The organism is Dickeya sp. CFBP 2040 (genome assembly GCF_012273755.1).
Taxonomy (GTDB): domain Bacteria; phylum Pseudomonadota; class Gammaproteobacteria; order Enterobacterales; family Enterobacteriaceae; genus Dickeya; species Dickeya poaceiphila.
Map to the genome: position 1 here is coordinate 22,166 of NZ_JAAVXH010000055.1, position 15,135 is coordinate 37,300.

The following is a 15,135-nucleotide window of genomic DNA, read 5'->3' on the forward strand; positions in this document are numbered from 1 at the left end:
ACACGAGTCCGTACGCCGTTACGACCACGTATTGAAGACAACATGAGGACTATCTGTATGCGTAATATCAGCATGGCGACACTTGCCCTGACTACCGTACTGAGTACCGGCCTGTTTGCCGCCGACAATCTTCCCGACAACAACCATCCCGGCAACGGAATCACCGTCAAACCGGTGCAAAGTACCCTCTCTGAAGAAACCTTCCAGACGCTGTTGGTCAGCAAAGCGCTGGAAAAACTGGGTTATACCGTCGATAAACCCAGCGAAGTAGACTACAACGTCGGTTACACCTCGATCGCCAATGGCGACGCTACCTTCAGCGCCGTCAACTGGCAACCATTGCATGACGACATGTATCAGGCCGCTGGCGGCGACGCCAAATTTTATCGTCAGGGAGTCTACGTCTCTGGCGCGGCGCAGGGGTATCTGATCGATAAGAAAACGGCGGAGCAGTATCACATTAGCCGTCTGGATCAGCTTAAAGACCCGAAACTGGCTAAGTTGTTCGACACCAACGGCGACGGTAAAGCGGACCTGACCGGCTGTAACCCCGGCTGGGGCTGTGACAGCGTGATTAGTCACCAGATTCAGGCTTACGGATTAAGTGATACCGTCAACCAAAATCAGGGCAACTATGCGGCGCTCATCGCCGATACCATTGCCCGCTACAAACAGGGCAAACCTATTCTGTATTTCACCTGGACACCCTACTGGGTAAGCGACGTACTGGTAGCAGGGCGTGATGTGGTGTGGTTACAAGTACCGTTCTCCTCACTGCCCGGAAAACAGAAAGATACCGATACCCGGTTGCCAAACGGCGCTAACTACGGCTTCCCGGTCAACAATATGCGTATCATCGCCAACAAGGATTGGGCTAAGAAAAACCCGGCTGCGGCCAAACTGTTCGCTGTCATGAAACTGCCGCTCGCAGACATCAATGCCCAGAACCTGCGTATGCATCAGGGTGAATCGTCTCAGGATGATATAGAGCGCCACGTCAACGGTTGGATTAAAGCGCATCAGGCACAGTTTGACAGTTGGGTTAACTCCGCCCGCACCGCAGCGAAGTAAGTCGCTACCGCTTATGTCACAGCCTCTTTATTGAGCGAGGATACCCGCGTGGGTATCCTCGCTGTTTCTGATTGCTTATCCACCACGAAAGATAGCGAACCCTGCCAGCCACGCTGATAAGACACCTGATTATTCCCCGAAGAATTTATAAGATATATTGCTGGATTCTCTGGCGTGACTGTTCAATACTAGCTCAACCACTCGAATGCAACACCAAGTTAACAACTCCACATGTCTGTATCTACTACCTCCGTCGGCATGACTCCGGCACTGACTTTGCTAATGTCCGCCGCCACCGGGTTGGCCGCCGCAAGCAACTATTACGCTCAGCCATTGCTGCATACCATCGCTCAGGCCTTCAGCCTGTCAACTAATCAAGCCGGTTTTATCGTCACCGCCGCCCAACTGGGTTACGCCTGCGGCCTGATGTTTCTGGTGCCATTAGGCGACCGATTCGAGCGCCGTAGCTTAATTGTCGGCATGACTCTGCTGGCGGCAGGAGGAATGTTGATCACCGCCAGCTCGCCTTCGTTATGGATGATGGTAACCGGCACCGCCATAACCGGTCTGTTCTCGGTCGTGGCACAGGTTCTGGTACCGCTGGCCGCCACTCTGGCTTCGCCGGAAAGCCGCGGTAAGGTCATCGGTACTATCATGAGCGGGCTACTATTGGGGATATTGTTGGCCCGAACATTGGCCGGCGCATTGGCATCACTGGGAGACTGGCGTACGGTATATTGGGTCGCCAGCCTGTTGATGACGGGAATGGCATTACTGCTGTGGCGCACACTGCCGCGTTATCAGCAATCCACCGATCTAAATTATCTGCAGCTACTGATATCCATATTCACGTTATTCGGCAGTTCCCGCGTGCTGCGCACTCGCGCGTTACTGGGTGCGATTTCATTCTCCAACTTCAGCATCATGTGGACGTCAATGGCGTTTCTGCTTTCCGCCGCGCCTTACCACTACAGCGAAGGCGTAATCGGGTTATTCGGTCTGGCTGGCGCTGCTGGCGCTCTGGCTGCCAGCCGGGCAGGCCGACTGGTGGATCAGGGAAAAGCCAAACTCTCCACAACGTTAGGCTGGCTGCTGCTGGTACTGTCGTGGTTACCGATAGCCGCAGGCGTCAATGCCGTGGTACCACTGTTGATAGGCATCGTGGTGCTGGATATGGCAGCTCAGGGGACGCATGTTACTAATCAGAGCGTGATTTACCGTATGTTGCCGGACGCACGCAACCGCCTGACTGCTGGTTACATGACCAGCTATTTTATCGGCGGCGCATTCGGATCGCTGGTTTCCGCCTACGCTTACCAGCATTTCGGTTGGCTGGGAGTATCATGTGCCGGAGGGATGCTGAGCCTGTTTGGGCTACTGGTATGGTGGCGAGGCCATCGTTATGAATCATCGACAGAGGCACATTGAGTGATGCCCACTATCAATGTGTCGTGGTAAAGCCGTGTCAGTATAAAGGCGGCACGCGATAAATAGTTTAGTATTATTGATTGGTTTACCGGCAAGAACCATCAATTTTCTGTTCCAGTATATACTACGACACGGTATTGAAATGGATTCAGAGAATATGACGGGCTAATGCCGTTCACACAGTTAGAAGGCAATAAGCGGCGGCAGGCTACATAATTTGCGCTTTTTTCGACCAGTAATGAAATAAGCACTAATCGACAAGTCTCTCGCATTTACCTGCATAGTAACATTCGTTACTATGCAGGTCGTGATTAATGAGGTTGACATCTATGGAAAGTTCATTCGCTCCAATTGAAGACATGCTACGTATGCGGGCTTCACGCCGCCCTGATTTCCCTTACCGGGAAGTCTTGCTGCTGCGTCTGTTTCTGCATATGCAAACCAAAATACTGGAACACCGTAACCACATGCTCAAAGAACAGGACATCAATGAAACCCTGTTTATGGCATTGATTACGCTGGAGTCACAGGAAAATTACTGCATTCAGCCCTCTGAACTGAGCGCTGCACTCGGTTCTTCTCGCACCAACGCCACCCGCATCGCCGATGAACTGGAAAAACGCGGTTGGATAGAGCGACGTGAGAGCGACAGTGATCGTCGCTGCCTGTATCTGTACATGACCGATAAGGGTAAAGCGTTTCTGGACGAACTGCTGCCACCTCAACACCGAAGCCTGGAAATTCTCTGCTCGGTTCTTGATGAGAGTGAAAGAGAACAGTTGGAAGTGCTGATGCGCAAGCTGTTATTCCGCCTTGACGAAATGGATCAGGACGGTATTTAACCCCCTGTATCGACTCAGACAAAGACTACCACCATCGTTGCCATGCAAACCTTGACGGTTCGCAGGTAGTGCCGCGTTTAAAAAACCGTCACTGCAATGATACCGCCATGAACGGCAATCAAAGGCCATGAAAGGCTGAAAAAAAAGAAATCTAATTAGGAGAGCATCATGAGTGCCAACGTGGAAACGCAGACCCCACACACGCCACCGAAACCCAGAAAAACGCGTAAAGGAATTCTCACCCTGTTGATGATCCTGTTTTTCTTTATTGGCTGTGCATGGTTCGCCTACTGGTATCTGGTATTGCGGCACCATCAGGAAACCGATGACGCCTATGTCGCTGGCAACCAGATTCAAATTATGTCGCAGGTCAACGGCAGCGTTACCCGCGTCAACGTCGATAATACCGACTTCGTTAAAAAAGGCGACGTACTGGTAGAGCTGGACCCGACCGACGCCGAACAAGCCTTTGAACGCTCTAAAACCACATTGGCTAACAGCGTACGTCAGGTTCATCAGCAAATGATCAACGTCCGCCAGTATAAAGCCAATATCGACCTGCAGCAGATTGCGCTGGACAAGGCTATCAGCGATCTGAACCGCCGTGAAGCGTTGGGCCGGGCCAATGCCATCGGGCGTGAAGATTTGCAACATGCACGCGACCAGGTCGCCAGTGCCAGAGCATCGCTGGAGGCAGCCAAATATCAGTATGCCGCGACACAGGCACTGGTGCTGAACACGCCGCTAGAGCAGCAACCCGCTATTGCACAAGCCGCAGCCGACCTTCGTAATTCCTGGCTGGCGCTTAAACGTACGCATATCGTAAGCCCGGTGGATGGCTATGTCTCACGCCGTAGTGTGCAACTGGGTGCGCGCATCACACCATCATCCGCGCTGATGACGGTAGTGCCGGCAGCCCCGCTGTGGGTTGACGCCAACTTTAAGGAAACGCAGTTGGCCAACATGCGCATAGGCCAGCCGGCAACCATCACCAGTGACTTGTATGGCGACAGCATCGTGTATAAAGGCAAAGTCGTCGGCCTGGATATGGGTACCGGCAGCGCGTTCTCGCTGTTGCCAGCGCAGAACGCTACCGGCAACTGGATTAAGGTGGTACAGCGTCTTCCGGTGCGTATCGAACTGGACCAGAAACAACTGGCTGATTATCCGCTGCGTATAGGTTTATCGACGCTGGTCAACGTAGACACCGCCAATACCGACGGCAAAGTACTGTCCGATGCATCGCGCACGACACCGGCATACCAAAGTGACGCGTTGGATCTGGATCTGACGCCAGTCAACCAGATGATCGATCAGATCATCGGCGCTAACGCTGACTAACCTCAGAAGGAGAGCAGCGTGACAAGAAAACCGCTTGAGGGCATGACGCTGGCTCTGATGACGATCGCCCTGTCGCTGGCGACGTTCATGCAGGTGTTGGACTCAACCATTGCCAACGTAGCCATTCCGACCATCGCCGGAAATCTGGGGGCGTCCAACTCGCAGGGCACCTGGGTCATCACGTCTTTCGGGGTGGCAAACGCCATCTCTATTCCTATCACCGGTTGGCTGGCTAAACGGTTCGGCGAGGTACGCCTGTTTGTCTGGGCCACCATATTGTTTACCCTGACTTCCTGGCTATGTGGCATGTCTACCAGCCTGGAAATGCTGATAGTCTCTCGTATGTTGCAGGGTCTGGTCGCTGGCCCGATCATTCCATTATCCCAAAGCCTGCTGCTAAATAACTATCCGCCGGCCAGAAGGGGCATTGCATTGGCTCTGTGGTCAATGACGGTGGTGGTTGCGCCAATCTTCGGCCCGATCCTTGGCGGCTGGATCAGCGACAACTACCACTGGGGATGGATCTTCTTCATCAACGTGCCATTGGGCGTTTTGGTGGTGTTAATTACCCTGCAAACCCTACGCGGGCGGGAAACCAAAACCGAAATCCGCCCCATCGACACGATTGGGCTGATTCTACTGGCGGCAGGGATTGGCAGCCTGCAAATGATGCTGGACCGCGGCAAAGAGCTGGACTGGTTTAATTCGACAGAAATCATAGTGCTGACCGTAGTTGCCGTAGTTTCGCTAACCGTACTGGTAGTATGGGAGCTAACGGACGATCACCCGGTGGTTGATTTGTCGTTGTTCAAAATTCGTAACTTTACCATCGGCTGCCTGTGTACCAGTCTGGCGTTCATGCTCTATTTCGGCGCGATAGTGTTGTTACCGCAATTGTTGCAGGTCGTGTTTGGTTACACTGCCACCTGGGCCGGGTTGGCCTCTGCGCCAGTGGGCCTGATGCCGGTAATCTTGTCGCCGATCATCGGTAAATTCATGCATAAGCTGGATATGCGCCGTCTGGTGACGTTCAGTTTCATCATGTATGCGATCTGTTTCTATTGGCGGACTTATACCTTCGAACCCGCAATGGATTTCGGCGCATCAGCATGGCCACAGTTCGTGCAAGGGATCGCCGTGGCCTGTTTCTTTATGCCGCTGACTACCATCACGCTCTCCGGGCTGCCGCCGGAGCGTATGGCGGCCGCCTCCAGCCTGTCGAATTTTGCCCGTACGCTGGCGGGTTCTATCGGCACATCGATCACCACCACATTGTGGGAACGCCGGGAAGCATTGCATCATTCACAATTGAGTGAGGCAATCAATCCCTATAACCCGCTGGCACAGCAGACCTATCAGCAATTGGAAGCTATGGGAATGAGCCAACAGCAGGTATCCAGTTATCTGGCCCAGCAGATCACGGCACAAGGGCTGATTATTGGCGCCAACGAGATCTTTTGGCTGTCAGCTGGGGTTTTTGTCATGCTGATCGTGTTGGTATGGTTCGCCAAACCACCATTCGGCAGCCACTCAGCGAGCGGCGCTCACTAAGTCCTGACACAGAACTACGCTGACCCAAAGCAATACAAAGCTGACCCAACGTGATACAAAAACAAAAGGTGGCCTGGCCACCTTTTTTATTCTCTGACTGTTTTTTATCACCGGATTGAATAGACTTAGCTGTGATTCTGCCGCCACCATTCTGCCAGTAAGATTCCAGTCGCCACCGAAATATTCAAACTTTCCACATTGCCGGTACCGTCAATCGACACCTTGACGTCACCCTGTTGCCAGGCGCTGTCGGACAAACCATCACCTTCCTGACCCAGCACAATCACTGTTTTGGCAGGCAACGAGGTTTTCGACAACGTGGTGCCCTTGTGACTGGAGGTGGTAACAATGGTGTAACCGGCATCGCGGAACTGTGCCAACGCATCAACCAGACCATCAGCACTAATCGCCTTCACGTGCTCAGCACCACCTTCTGCCGTACGCACAGCGGCGCCGGACTCCAGCTGCGATGCATCGTTCACCAATACGCCTTTCACACCAAAATGGGCACAACTACGCATGATGCCGCCCAGATTATGTGGATTGCCGACATCTTCCAGCGCCAGCACGCAGTCGGTATCCCCAGCTTCGCGCAAGTAGGCTGCTACATCCAGACCACGGCGCTTCTTGATCAGGAAGCACACGCCGCCGTGATGCTCTGTGCCGGACGCACGAACCAGCTCGTCGTCTTCCACCACGTGGTAAGCCTTGCGGTTGGCCGCCATCCAGCGTAGCGCGTCACGAAAACGCGGCGTCACTTCCTGCAAAAACCAGCCACGTACAATCGCTTCCGGACGACTCAGGAACAACGCCTGACAAGCGTTCTCGCCATAAACTCTGGTTTCTTCCGCCCGCTGGCGGCGAATCTGTTCTGGATCAATCTGGCTCTTGCCGCTGATACCGCCGTGATCCGGCTCCTCTGTGGGCGCACGCGATACCGTTTTCCAGGGAGAATCGGCATACTCAGTTGGCTCACTACGTGGGCGCTCACGCCTTTCCGACTCGCCGCGCCATTTGCCGCCGCGTCCGGCATTCTCTTTATTGTCTCTATCTCGCCCACTGCGTGGCGAGCCATCACGCCCTTTACGAGCACCGCTACGGTTGTTGTCACCTTCACCACGCCGCTTATCCGGCGTACGTTTCGGCTTGCTCTTCTCATCCCCGTCCTCACTACGGACGTACATGACACGGACTTTACCGCCCTTTCCACTCAATGTATCGCTCATGCTCTTCTCCACCTACGCGCTGGGCGCGAAGATTACCCTATGTCCACCCGCTTAGCCACCAACCCGATCATAAAAGTCACTAACTATTGTAACCATTGGGTAAAACACCTTGTTGACGCTCAACGCGCTCTTCATACTTATGCTGTTTTCGCATCACCATTGTTGCTCTATTCACGCACGATGGGCGCATTTTCATCAACAGTACACTTGATTCCAGTCCTTTTGCTACATGAGGCCCGTTTATGAATACGGTATGTGCATCCTGCCACGCGACCAACCGACTGCCGGAAGAACGCATTAATGATAATCATAAGGCCAAATGTGGTCGCTGCGGTCAGCCACTCTTCAGTGGGGAAGTCATTAACGCCACGGAAAAGACGCTGGATACATTGCTGCAAGACGATCTGCCGGTGGTGGTGGATTTCTGGGCGCCCTGGTGCGGACCCTGTGTCAATTTTGCCCCAGTATTTGAAAGCGTCGCTGACGAAAATGGTGGCAAAATTCGATTTATTAAGGTCAACACTGAAGCTGAACCCGCTCTGAGCGCTCGTTTCCGTATCCGCAGCATTCCTACCATTATGCTGTTCAAGCATGGCAAGATGATTGATATGCTTAACGGCGCCATGCCCAAAGCGCCTTTTGAGAGCTGGCTTAACGAATCGCTATAAATTATGCCTCGCCAGATGCCCCGCAATACACGGGGCTTCAGGTCAGCCGTCCGGTCGTTTAGAATGTCGCTTTTTAACGGAAAATCATGACCGGTAACGCTGTCCTGCGTCTGCGCCAGCAACGCCTTGCTCTCTCCACGCGACCTTTTCGCGCCCGCGGTTGCCGCGTAATCCGCTGTCAGCGTTGCCTGCTGCCGGAAGTTCACTGCCTGTGTGACACCCTATCACCGCGTACCGCCCGCAGCCGCTTCTGTCTGATCATGTTCGACACCGAACCACTAAAGCCCAGCAATACCGGCCGCCTGATTGCCGATGTCCTGCCGCAAACCGAGGCATTTCTATGGTCTCGCACCGAACCGGATCCCACGCTGCTCGCCACGTTGCAAACAGCAGAGTATCAACCCTGGCTGGTCTTTCTGGCAGACGACGATAAAAGTGACCGTCAGGTTTGCCATCAACTCCCCACAGACGGTAAACCACCGCTATTCGTGATGCTGGATGGCACCTGGCCCGAAGCACGCAAAATGTTTCGCAAAAGCCCGTACCTCGATACGTTGCCGATCCTGTCGCTGAGTGTGGATGCGTTGTCCAGCTATCAATTGCGGGAGGCCAGCAGCGCCGGGCAGCACTGCACGGCGGAAATCGCCATTGCCCTATTGCGCCAGGCTGGCGACAACGATGCAGCCGAGGTACTGGCGGAGCATTTTGACCGTTTTCGTCGCCATTATCTGGCAGGCAAAGCACATCACGCGAAAAAGAAAATTACCTCCACTGTCACAGCAAAATCGGCAACAGACGTTTAAGATCAATCAGGTGTCTTCCAACAGGAGTAACTGATGAGCCAGCGCGGATTAGAAGCACTGCTGCGTCCCCGTTCGATTGCGGTGATCGGCGCGTCGGAAAAATCGGGACGAGCCGGTTTCCTGATGATGCGAAACCTGCTTGACGGCGGGTTTAACGGGCCGGTACTACCGGTCACGCCTAAATACAAGGCGGTGTGTGGGGTACTGGCGTACCGCGATGTCGCCAGCCTGCCCATGACGCCTGACCTTGCCGTTATCTGCACCCGCGCTGACCGTAATCTGTCGCTGTTGGAAGCACTAGGACAACGAGGCTGTAAAACCGTCATTGTGCTCTCCGCTCCGCCATCACAATTCATTGAACTGAAAAATTGTGCGTCCCGCTATGCTATGCGACTGCTGGGGCCAAACAGCTTAGGCTTGCTGGCACCCTGGCAGGGACTCAACGCCAGCTTTTCACCGGTACCGATTTTAAAAGGTAAACTGGCGTTTATCTCCCAGTCGGCAGCAGTCTCCAACACCATACTGGACTGGGCGCAACAGCGTGGCATCGGCTTTTCTTACTTTATCGCGCTTGGCGACAGCCTGGATATTGACGTGGATGATCTGCTGGATTTTCTGGCGCGAGACGGCAAAACCAGCGCTATTTTGCTGCATCTGGAACACATCAGCGACGCCCGACGTTTTCTTTCAGCAGCGCGCAGCGCATCGCGCAATAAACCGATTCTGGTGATTAAAAGCGGGCGTAGCCGACAAGCACAACAACTGTTGCATGACGGTCAGCACGGGCTGGACGCCGCCTACGATGCCGCTATCCAGCGCGCCGGACTATTGCGGGTACAAGATACCCATGAACTGTTTTCAGCGGTGGAAACGCTCAGCCATCTGCGTCCACTACGCGGCGAACGTCTGCTGATTGTCAGCAATGGCGCATCACCTGCCGCGCAGGCGCTGGATCAGCTGATTGCCCGTCAGGGCAAGCTGGCAACACTGAGCGAACCAACGCAACAGGCCTTACGCGCGGTGTTACCCGACACCGTCGCTATCGGCAATCCGCTGGACCTGCGCGACGATGCCACACCTCAACGCTATCTGGCAGCGTTGTCGGCGCTGCTGGATAGCGACGATTATGATGCGTTACTGCTCATCCACGCGCCAAGTGCGGCTGCACCCGGCACGGAAAGTGCTGAAAGCCTGATTCAGTTATTGCAGCAACACCCGCGCGGTAAGCGCATCACGCTGCTGACCAACTGGTGCGGCGAATTCTCTTCACAGGAAGCGCGTCGTCTGTTCAACGAGGCAGGAATCCCAACCTATCGCACACCGGAAGGTACGGTAACGGCATTCATGCATATCGTTGAATACCGCCGTAACCAGAAACAGTTGAAGGAAACCCCGGCTCTGCCATCGGATCTCACCGCCAATACCGCACAGGCACACCAGTTGATCAGTCAGGCGCTGCAAGAGGGCACCACCCGACTTGATACTCATGAAGTCCAGCCGATTCTGCAAGCTTATGGTCTGAATACCTTGCCGACCTGGATTGCCGGCGACAGTACCGAAGCGGTATACATTGCTGAAAAAATCGGCTATCCCGTCGCACTTAAACTGCGCTCGCCGGATATTCCCCACAAATCGGAAATTCAGGGCGTGATACTGTATTTGCAGAACGCGCAAGAGGTGCAACTGGCTGCGGAAGCAATGCTGGAGCGAGTCCGGCACACCAATCCGCAAGCTCGTGTTCATGGATTGCTGGTACAGGGAATGGCGAATCGCACCGGCGCGCTGGAGTTACGCATCGCCGTCGAGCAGGATGCTATCTTCGGCCCAATCATCATGTTGGGTGAAGGTGGAACAGCGTGGAGCCGGGAAACCCAGGCAGCAGTAGCATTGCCGCCGTTGAATATGGCGCTGGCGCGTTATCTGATTGTCCAGGCGCTGAAAAGTGGAAAAATCCGCAGCCAAAGTGCCCTCAAACCACTGGATATTCCAGCCTTAAGCCGGTTATTGGTGCAGGTTTCCAACCTGATTCTGGATTGCCCGGAGATAGCACGTCTGGATATTCATCCGCTGCTGGCTTCCGGCGAGGCGTTCACACTGCTGGATGTGACGTTACATCTGACACCTTTCAGCGGCGATCCACAGTCGCGTCTGTCTATTCGTCCTTACCCGCAGGAACTGGAAGAAACTGTCCAGCTCAAAGACGGCTCATCCTGTTTGTTCCGCCCCATTCTGCCCGAAGACGAACCGCTGCTGGCCCACTTTATCGGGAAAGTAACTCGTGAAGACCTTTACTATCGTTATTTCAGTGAAATCAATGAGTTTACCCATGAAGATTTAGCCAACATGACTCAAATTGACTATGATCGTGAAATGGCTTTTATTGCCGTACGGCCAGATATTAGCGGCGAACCAGAAATCATCGGAGTAACACGCGCAATTGCCGACCCAGACAACATCAGCGCAGAATTTGCAGTACTGGTGCGTTCAGACCTGAAAGGGTTGGGGTTGGGCAGACGATTGCTGGAAAAACTGATTCAGTATGCACGCTCCCATGGGCTAGGCCGCTTGAGCGGCATCACCATGCCAACGAATCAGGGAATGGTCACACTGGCCAAAAAACTGGGCTTTCACGTTGATGTGCAATTGGAAGACGGCATTGTGACGCTGGAACTGCCATTTGACACAAAAACACAGCCATAACCAGACATGCCGCTGTGATTAAGATCTCGCTACAGGCAGCAAAACTTGCTCACAAGGCCCGTCAAGTAGTGGTATCATCGCCCGATTCGGCTATGCCTTAATGTATTTCATGACCTCGCGGTCATTCCACGATGAGAGAAGAATCGCACTGTGATGTTGTCAAAACTAAAGCGTACGAAATATCAACAACACCTTGCACAACTGCCTAAAATCCCTCAGTCTGCCGATGATGTCCAGACGCTTCATAGTCCGTCGCTTTTTCGCACCACGCTGACAAAACAGATTTTGCAGGCCAAAAAGCGCATCTATCTGGTGGCGCTGTATCTGGAACATGATGACGGCGGCGAAGGCATTCTGTCTGCACTTTATCAGGCCAAACGCCAATGCCCAGAGCTGGAGATCGGCATACTGGTTGATTGGCATCGCGCCCAGCGTGGACGCATCGGCGTTGCCGCCGACAGCACCAACGCCGACTGGTACTACGAAATGGCGCAACAGTACGATGATGCACAGATTCCAATTTACGGCATTCCTGTCAATACACGCGAAGCATTAGGTGTGCTGCATCTGAAAGGCTTTATCATTGATGACACAGTGCTCTACAGCGGCGCCAGTCTGAATGATGTCTACCTGCATCAACATGAAAAGTACCGATACGACCGCTATCAGCTCATTCATAACCCTGTGCTGGCTAATGTCATGACGGGTTATGTACAAGATTTATTAGCTGCATCTGCAGTACAGCGACTTGACCGTTCATCCCGACCTAAAACTATCGATATCAAAAATGATATCCGTCAGTTTCGCCAGTCGCTACGCTCAGCAACGTATCTGCTACCAGGCATCGGAGAAAACAACAGCCAGCTGGCGGTAACGCCGCTGGTCGGACTGGGCAAACAGAGTCCACTGAATCGGACCATTCACCATCTGATGTACTGTGCTGAGCAGCAGTTGGTCATTTGCACCCCATACTTCAATCTGCCAGCCTTGTTGGTGCGCAATATCATCCACCTGCTACGTACCGGCAAGCAGATTGAAATTATCATCGGCGACAAAACGGCAAACGACTTTTTTATTCCTGAAGATCAGCCGTTCCGAATTATCGGTGCGCTACCTTATCTGTATGAAATCAATCTACGCCGTTTCCTGAGCCGCCTGCAAAAATATATCGATAGTAACCAACTGGTGGTACGCCTGTGGAAAGACGGTGACAACAGCTTCCACCTGAAAGGCATGTGGGTGGACAATGAATGGCAATTGCTGACTGGAAACAACCTCAACCCCCGCGCCTGGCGGCTGGATTTAGAAAACGCCATTCTGATTCATGATCCGCAGCAGGTTTTGCAAACGCAACGCCAGCAGGAACTGGAATGCATTCGTACCCATACCCAAATCATCACTCACTACCAGCAATTGCAAAGCATTGCGCAATATCCGGTAAAAGTGCGCAAGCTTATTCGCCGCCTGCGCCGCATCCGCATTGATCGCCTGATTAGTCGGATTTTGTAACTGTCAACAGCCAGCCACAAGGTAGTGGATGGAGCCGGAAGGATTTAACCTGAGACATAGCCGGTGCGACGACCGGCTATTGTTTATGGTGGCAGCACATCACTAGAGCTTTTCGCCCTTCCCTTTATGGTGCAACCCAAGAGAAACCAGAAACGCTAGCGCACTCATCAGTGAAACATACCAAAAAAATGACTCTTCCGTACCCAACGATTTCAACGACAATGCAACGTACTCAGCAGAACCGCCAAACAAGGCATTCGCCACGGCGTAAGACAACCCGACGCCCAGCGCCCGCACCTCCGGAGGAAACATTTCTGCCTTAAGAATGCCGCTAATCGAAGTATAAAAACTCACTATCGCCAGAGCCAATATCACCAGCATAAATGCGATAACCGGGTTGCTCACACCTTGCAGAGTAGACAAAATCGGTACTGTCAATAACGCCGATAGCGCGCCAAAAAGCAACATAGAACTGCGGCGACCAATTTTATCGGACAGTGCGCCAAACACAGGCTGCAACAGCATGAAAATGAACAGAGCCAGCGTCATCAATCCACTGGCAGACTTGGCGCTCAGCCCGGCGGTATTCACCAGGTATTTCTGCATATAGGTGGTGTAGGTATAGAAGCTCAATGAACCTCCAGCAGTAAATCCCAGCACCATGATAAAAGCATTACGATTGTGCCACAGCCCTCTTAATGACCCGGCATCCTTGCGTGCACGGGTTTCACTCGCAGAGGTTTCATTAAGCGAATGACGCAAGAACAACGCGACCACAGCCAGAGCGGCGCCTAAGATAAAGGGAATACGCCAGCCCCATGAACGCAGCTCTGTATCAGAGAGTAGGTGCTGTAGTATCACTACAACCAGTAACGCCAGTAACTGGCCACCGATTAGCGTTACATACTGAAAAGAGGCATAAAATCCCTTGCGTCCTTCCAGTGCCACTTCACTCATATACGTTGCACTGGTTCCGTATTCTCCGCCTACTGACAACCCCTGAAACAAACGAGCTATCAGTAATAACAAGGGAGCCCAAACTCCAATCGTTGCATAGCTGGGCAAGCAGGCTATTACCAGCGATCCCAAGCACATCATGCACACCGATGTCAGCATCGATTTTTTACGACCATATTTATCGGCGATATAGCCAAACAACCAACCTCCGATAGGGCGCATGAGAAACCCAGCCGCAAAAACACCTGCTGTTTGTAACAATTGTGTCGTGCTATTACCGGTCGGAAAAAAGATATGAGCGAAGTATAGGGAGCAAAACGAATAAACGTAAAAATCAAACCATTCAACCAAATTCCCGGATGAGGCGCCAACGATTGCCCAGATACGCTGGCGTGTGCTATTTGTCGTAACTCCATCCTGTGGCTTTATTGTATTCACCATGTGTGATCTACCCTTCCCGTCTGTTATGCAATAGCTCTTTATATAGCAGACACAATAAAACAGGCTCGATGATTCAGGCAAAAACTAATCAGCTCATGTCATTATTTAAGCTGAGGGCCACGATACGACAGCTTTATGGTGGGTACCCTATCCGTCCCCTGTGAGCGGCTGCAGAGTATTCACCGACAAACAACAGATAAAACAAAAGGCCCGCTCTTTCGAACGGGCCTTTTGTTTTCGTTTGATGTCTGGCAGTTCCCTACTCTCGCATGGGGAGACCCCACACTACCATTGGCGCTACGGCGTTTCACTTCTGAGTTCGGCATGGGGTCAGGTGGGACCACCGCGCTATCGCCGCCAGACAAATTCTTTTATTCATTTTGCCGAACATCATTTAAAACAGCTGGTGCTGATACCCAGAGTCGAACTGGGGACCTCACCCTTACCAAGGGTGCGCTCTACCTACTGAGCCATATCAGCACACATAATTTGATGCCTGGCAGTTCCCTACTCTCGCATGGGGAGACCCCACACTACCATCGGCGCTACGGCGTTTCACTTCTGAGTTCGGCATGGGGTCAGGTGGGACCACCGCGCT

General features: G+C 53.0%; 11 protein-coding genes, 1 tRNA gene and 2 rRNA genes. 9 read left to right on the top strand and 5 right to left on the bottom strand.

What is annotated here, in order from left to right:
* Positions 1 to 57 precede the first annotated feature (57 nt).
* The 5 genes from proX to emrB all read left to right on the top strand — a co-directional run bounded on the left by proX (position 58) and on the right by emrB (position 6,233).
* The gene (gene proX / locus Dpoa2040_RS07220; RefSeq protein ID WP_168640846.1) at positions 58 to 1,071 is read left to right on the top strand and encodes a glycine betaine/L-proline ABC transporter substrate-binding protein ProX; all 1,014 of its coding nucleotides are present in this window, start codon (positions 58 to 60) and stop codon (positions 1,069 to 1,071) included.
* 231 nt (positions 1,072 to 1,302) lie between these two features.
* Entirely contained in the window at positions 1,303 to 2,499 is a 1,197-nt protein-coding gene (locus Dpoa2040_RS07225) for an MFS transporter (protein ID WP_168640847.1), read from the top strand.
* A 329-nt stretch (positions 2,500 to 2,828) separates the two neighbouring features.
* Entirely contained in the window at positions 2,829 to 3,341 is a 513-nt protein-coding gene (gene mprA, locus Dpoa2040_RS07230) for a transcriptional repressor MprA (protein ID WP_042872400.1), read from the top strand.
* A 168-nt stretch (positions 3,342 to 3,509) separates the two neighbouring features.
* On the top strand, positions 3,510 to 4,682 hold the full coding sequence (emrA, locus tag Dpoa2040_RS07235) for a multidrug efflux MFS transporter periplasmic adaptor subunit EmrA (RefSeq protein WP_168640848.1): 1,173 nt from the start codon (positions 3,510 to 3,512) through the stop codon (positions 4,680 to 4,682).
* An 18-nt stretch (positions 4,683 to 4,700) separates the two neighbouring features.
* The gene (emrB, locus tag Dpoa2040_RS07240; RefSeq protein ID WP_042872405.1) at positions 4,701 to 6,233 is read left to right on the top strand and encodes a multidrug efflux MFS transporter permease subunit EmrB; all 1,533 of its coding nucleotides are present in this window, start codon (positions 4,701 to 4,703) and stop codon (positions 6,231 to 6,233) included.
* A 125-nt stretch (positions 6,234 to 6,358) separates the two neighbouring features.
* Here emrB and Dpoa2040_RS07245 read toward each other — a convergent pair whose 3' ends face one another.
* On the bottom strand, positions 6,359 to 7,459 hold the full coding sequence (locus Dpoa2040_RS07245; protein WP_168640849.1) for a tRNA/rRNA methyltransferase: 1,101 nt from the start codon (positions 7,457 to 7,459) through the stop codon (positions 6,359 to 6,361).
* 242 nt (positions 7,460 to 7,701) lie between these two features.
* Here Dpoa2040_RS07245 and trxC point away from each other — a divergent pair, with 242 nt between their 5' ends.
* The 4 genes from trxC (at position 7,702) to pssA (ending at position 13,139) form a co-directional block, all read left to right on the top strand.
* Complete coding sequence (trxC, locus tag Dpoa2040_RS07250; RefSeq protein ID WP_042872410.1) at positions 7,702 to 8,127, top strand: thioredoxin TrxC; 426 nt, start codon at positions 7,702 to 7,704, stop codon at positions 8,125 to 8,127.
* Between the two features lie 86 nt (positions 8,128 to 8,213).
* A complete protein-coding gene (locus Dpoa2040_RS07255) occupies positions 8,214 to 8,930 on the top strand; it encodes a tRNA-uridine aminocarboxypropyltransferase (RefSeq protein WP_168640850.1) in 717 nt (238 codons plus the stop codon).
* Positions 8,931 to 8,963: 33 nt separating this feature from the next.
* On the top strand, positions 8,964 to 11,630 hold the full coding sequence (locus Dpoa2040_RS07260) for a bifunctional acetate--CoA ligase family protein/GNAT family N-acetyltransferase (RefSeq protein WP_168640851.1): 2,667 nt from the start codon (positions 8,964 to 8,966) through the stop codon (positions 11,628 to 11,630).
* A gap of 153 nt (positions 11,631 to 11,783) precedes the next feature.
* Entirely contained in the window at positions 11,784 to 13,139 is a 1,356-nt protein-coding gene (gene pssA, locus Dpoa2040_RS07265) for a CDP-diacylglycerol--serine O-phosphatidyltransferase (protein ID WP_042872417.1), read from the top strand.
* 102 nt (positions 13,140 to 13,241) lie between these two features.
* On the opposite strand, the gene Dpoa2040_RS07270 is transcribed toward pssA, so the two are convergent.
* From Dpoa2040_RS07270 to rrf (Dpoa2040_RS07285), 4 genes are all read right to left on the bottom strand, one after another.
* On the bottom strand, positions 13,242 to 14,537 hold the full coding sequence (locus Dpoa2040_RS07270) for an MFS transporter (protein ID WP_168640853.1): 1,296 nt from the start codon (positions 14,535 to 14,537) through the stop codon (positions 13,242 to 13,244).
* A 246-nt stretch (positions 14,538 to 14,783) separates the two neighbouring features.
* Positions 14,784 to 14,899: ribosomal RNA gene (rrf, locus tag Dpoa2040_RS07275) — 5S ribosomal RNA — on the bottom strand.
* 42 nt (positions 14,900 to 14,941) lie between these two features.
* Positions 14,942 to 15,017, bottom strand: a tRNA-Thr gene (locus tag Dpoa2040_RS07280).
* Between the two features lie 14 nt (positions 15,018 to 15,031).
* Positions 15,032 to 15,135 (bottom strand): 5S ribosomal RNA (rrf, locus tag Dpoa2040_RS07285); the annotation flags it as partial.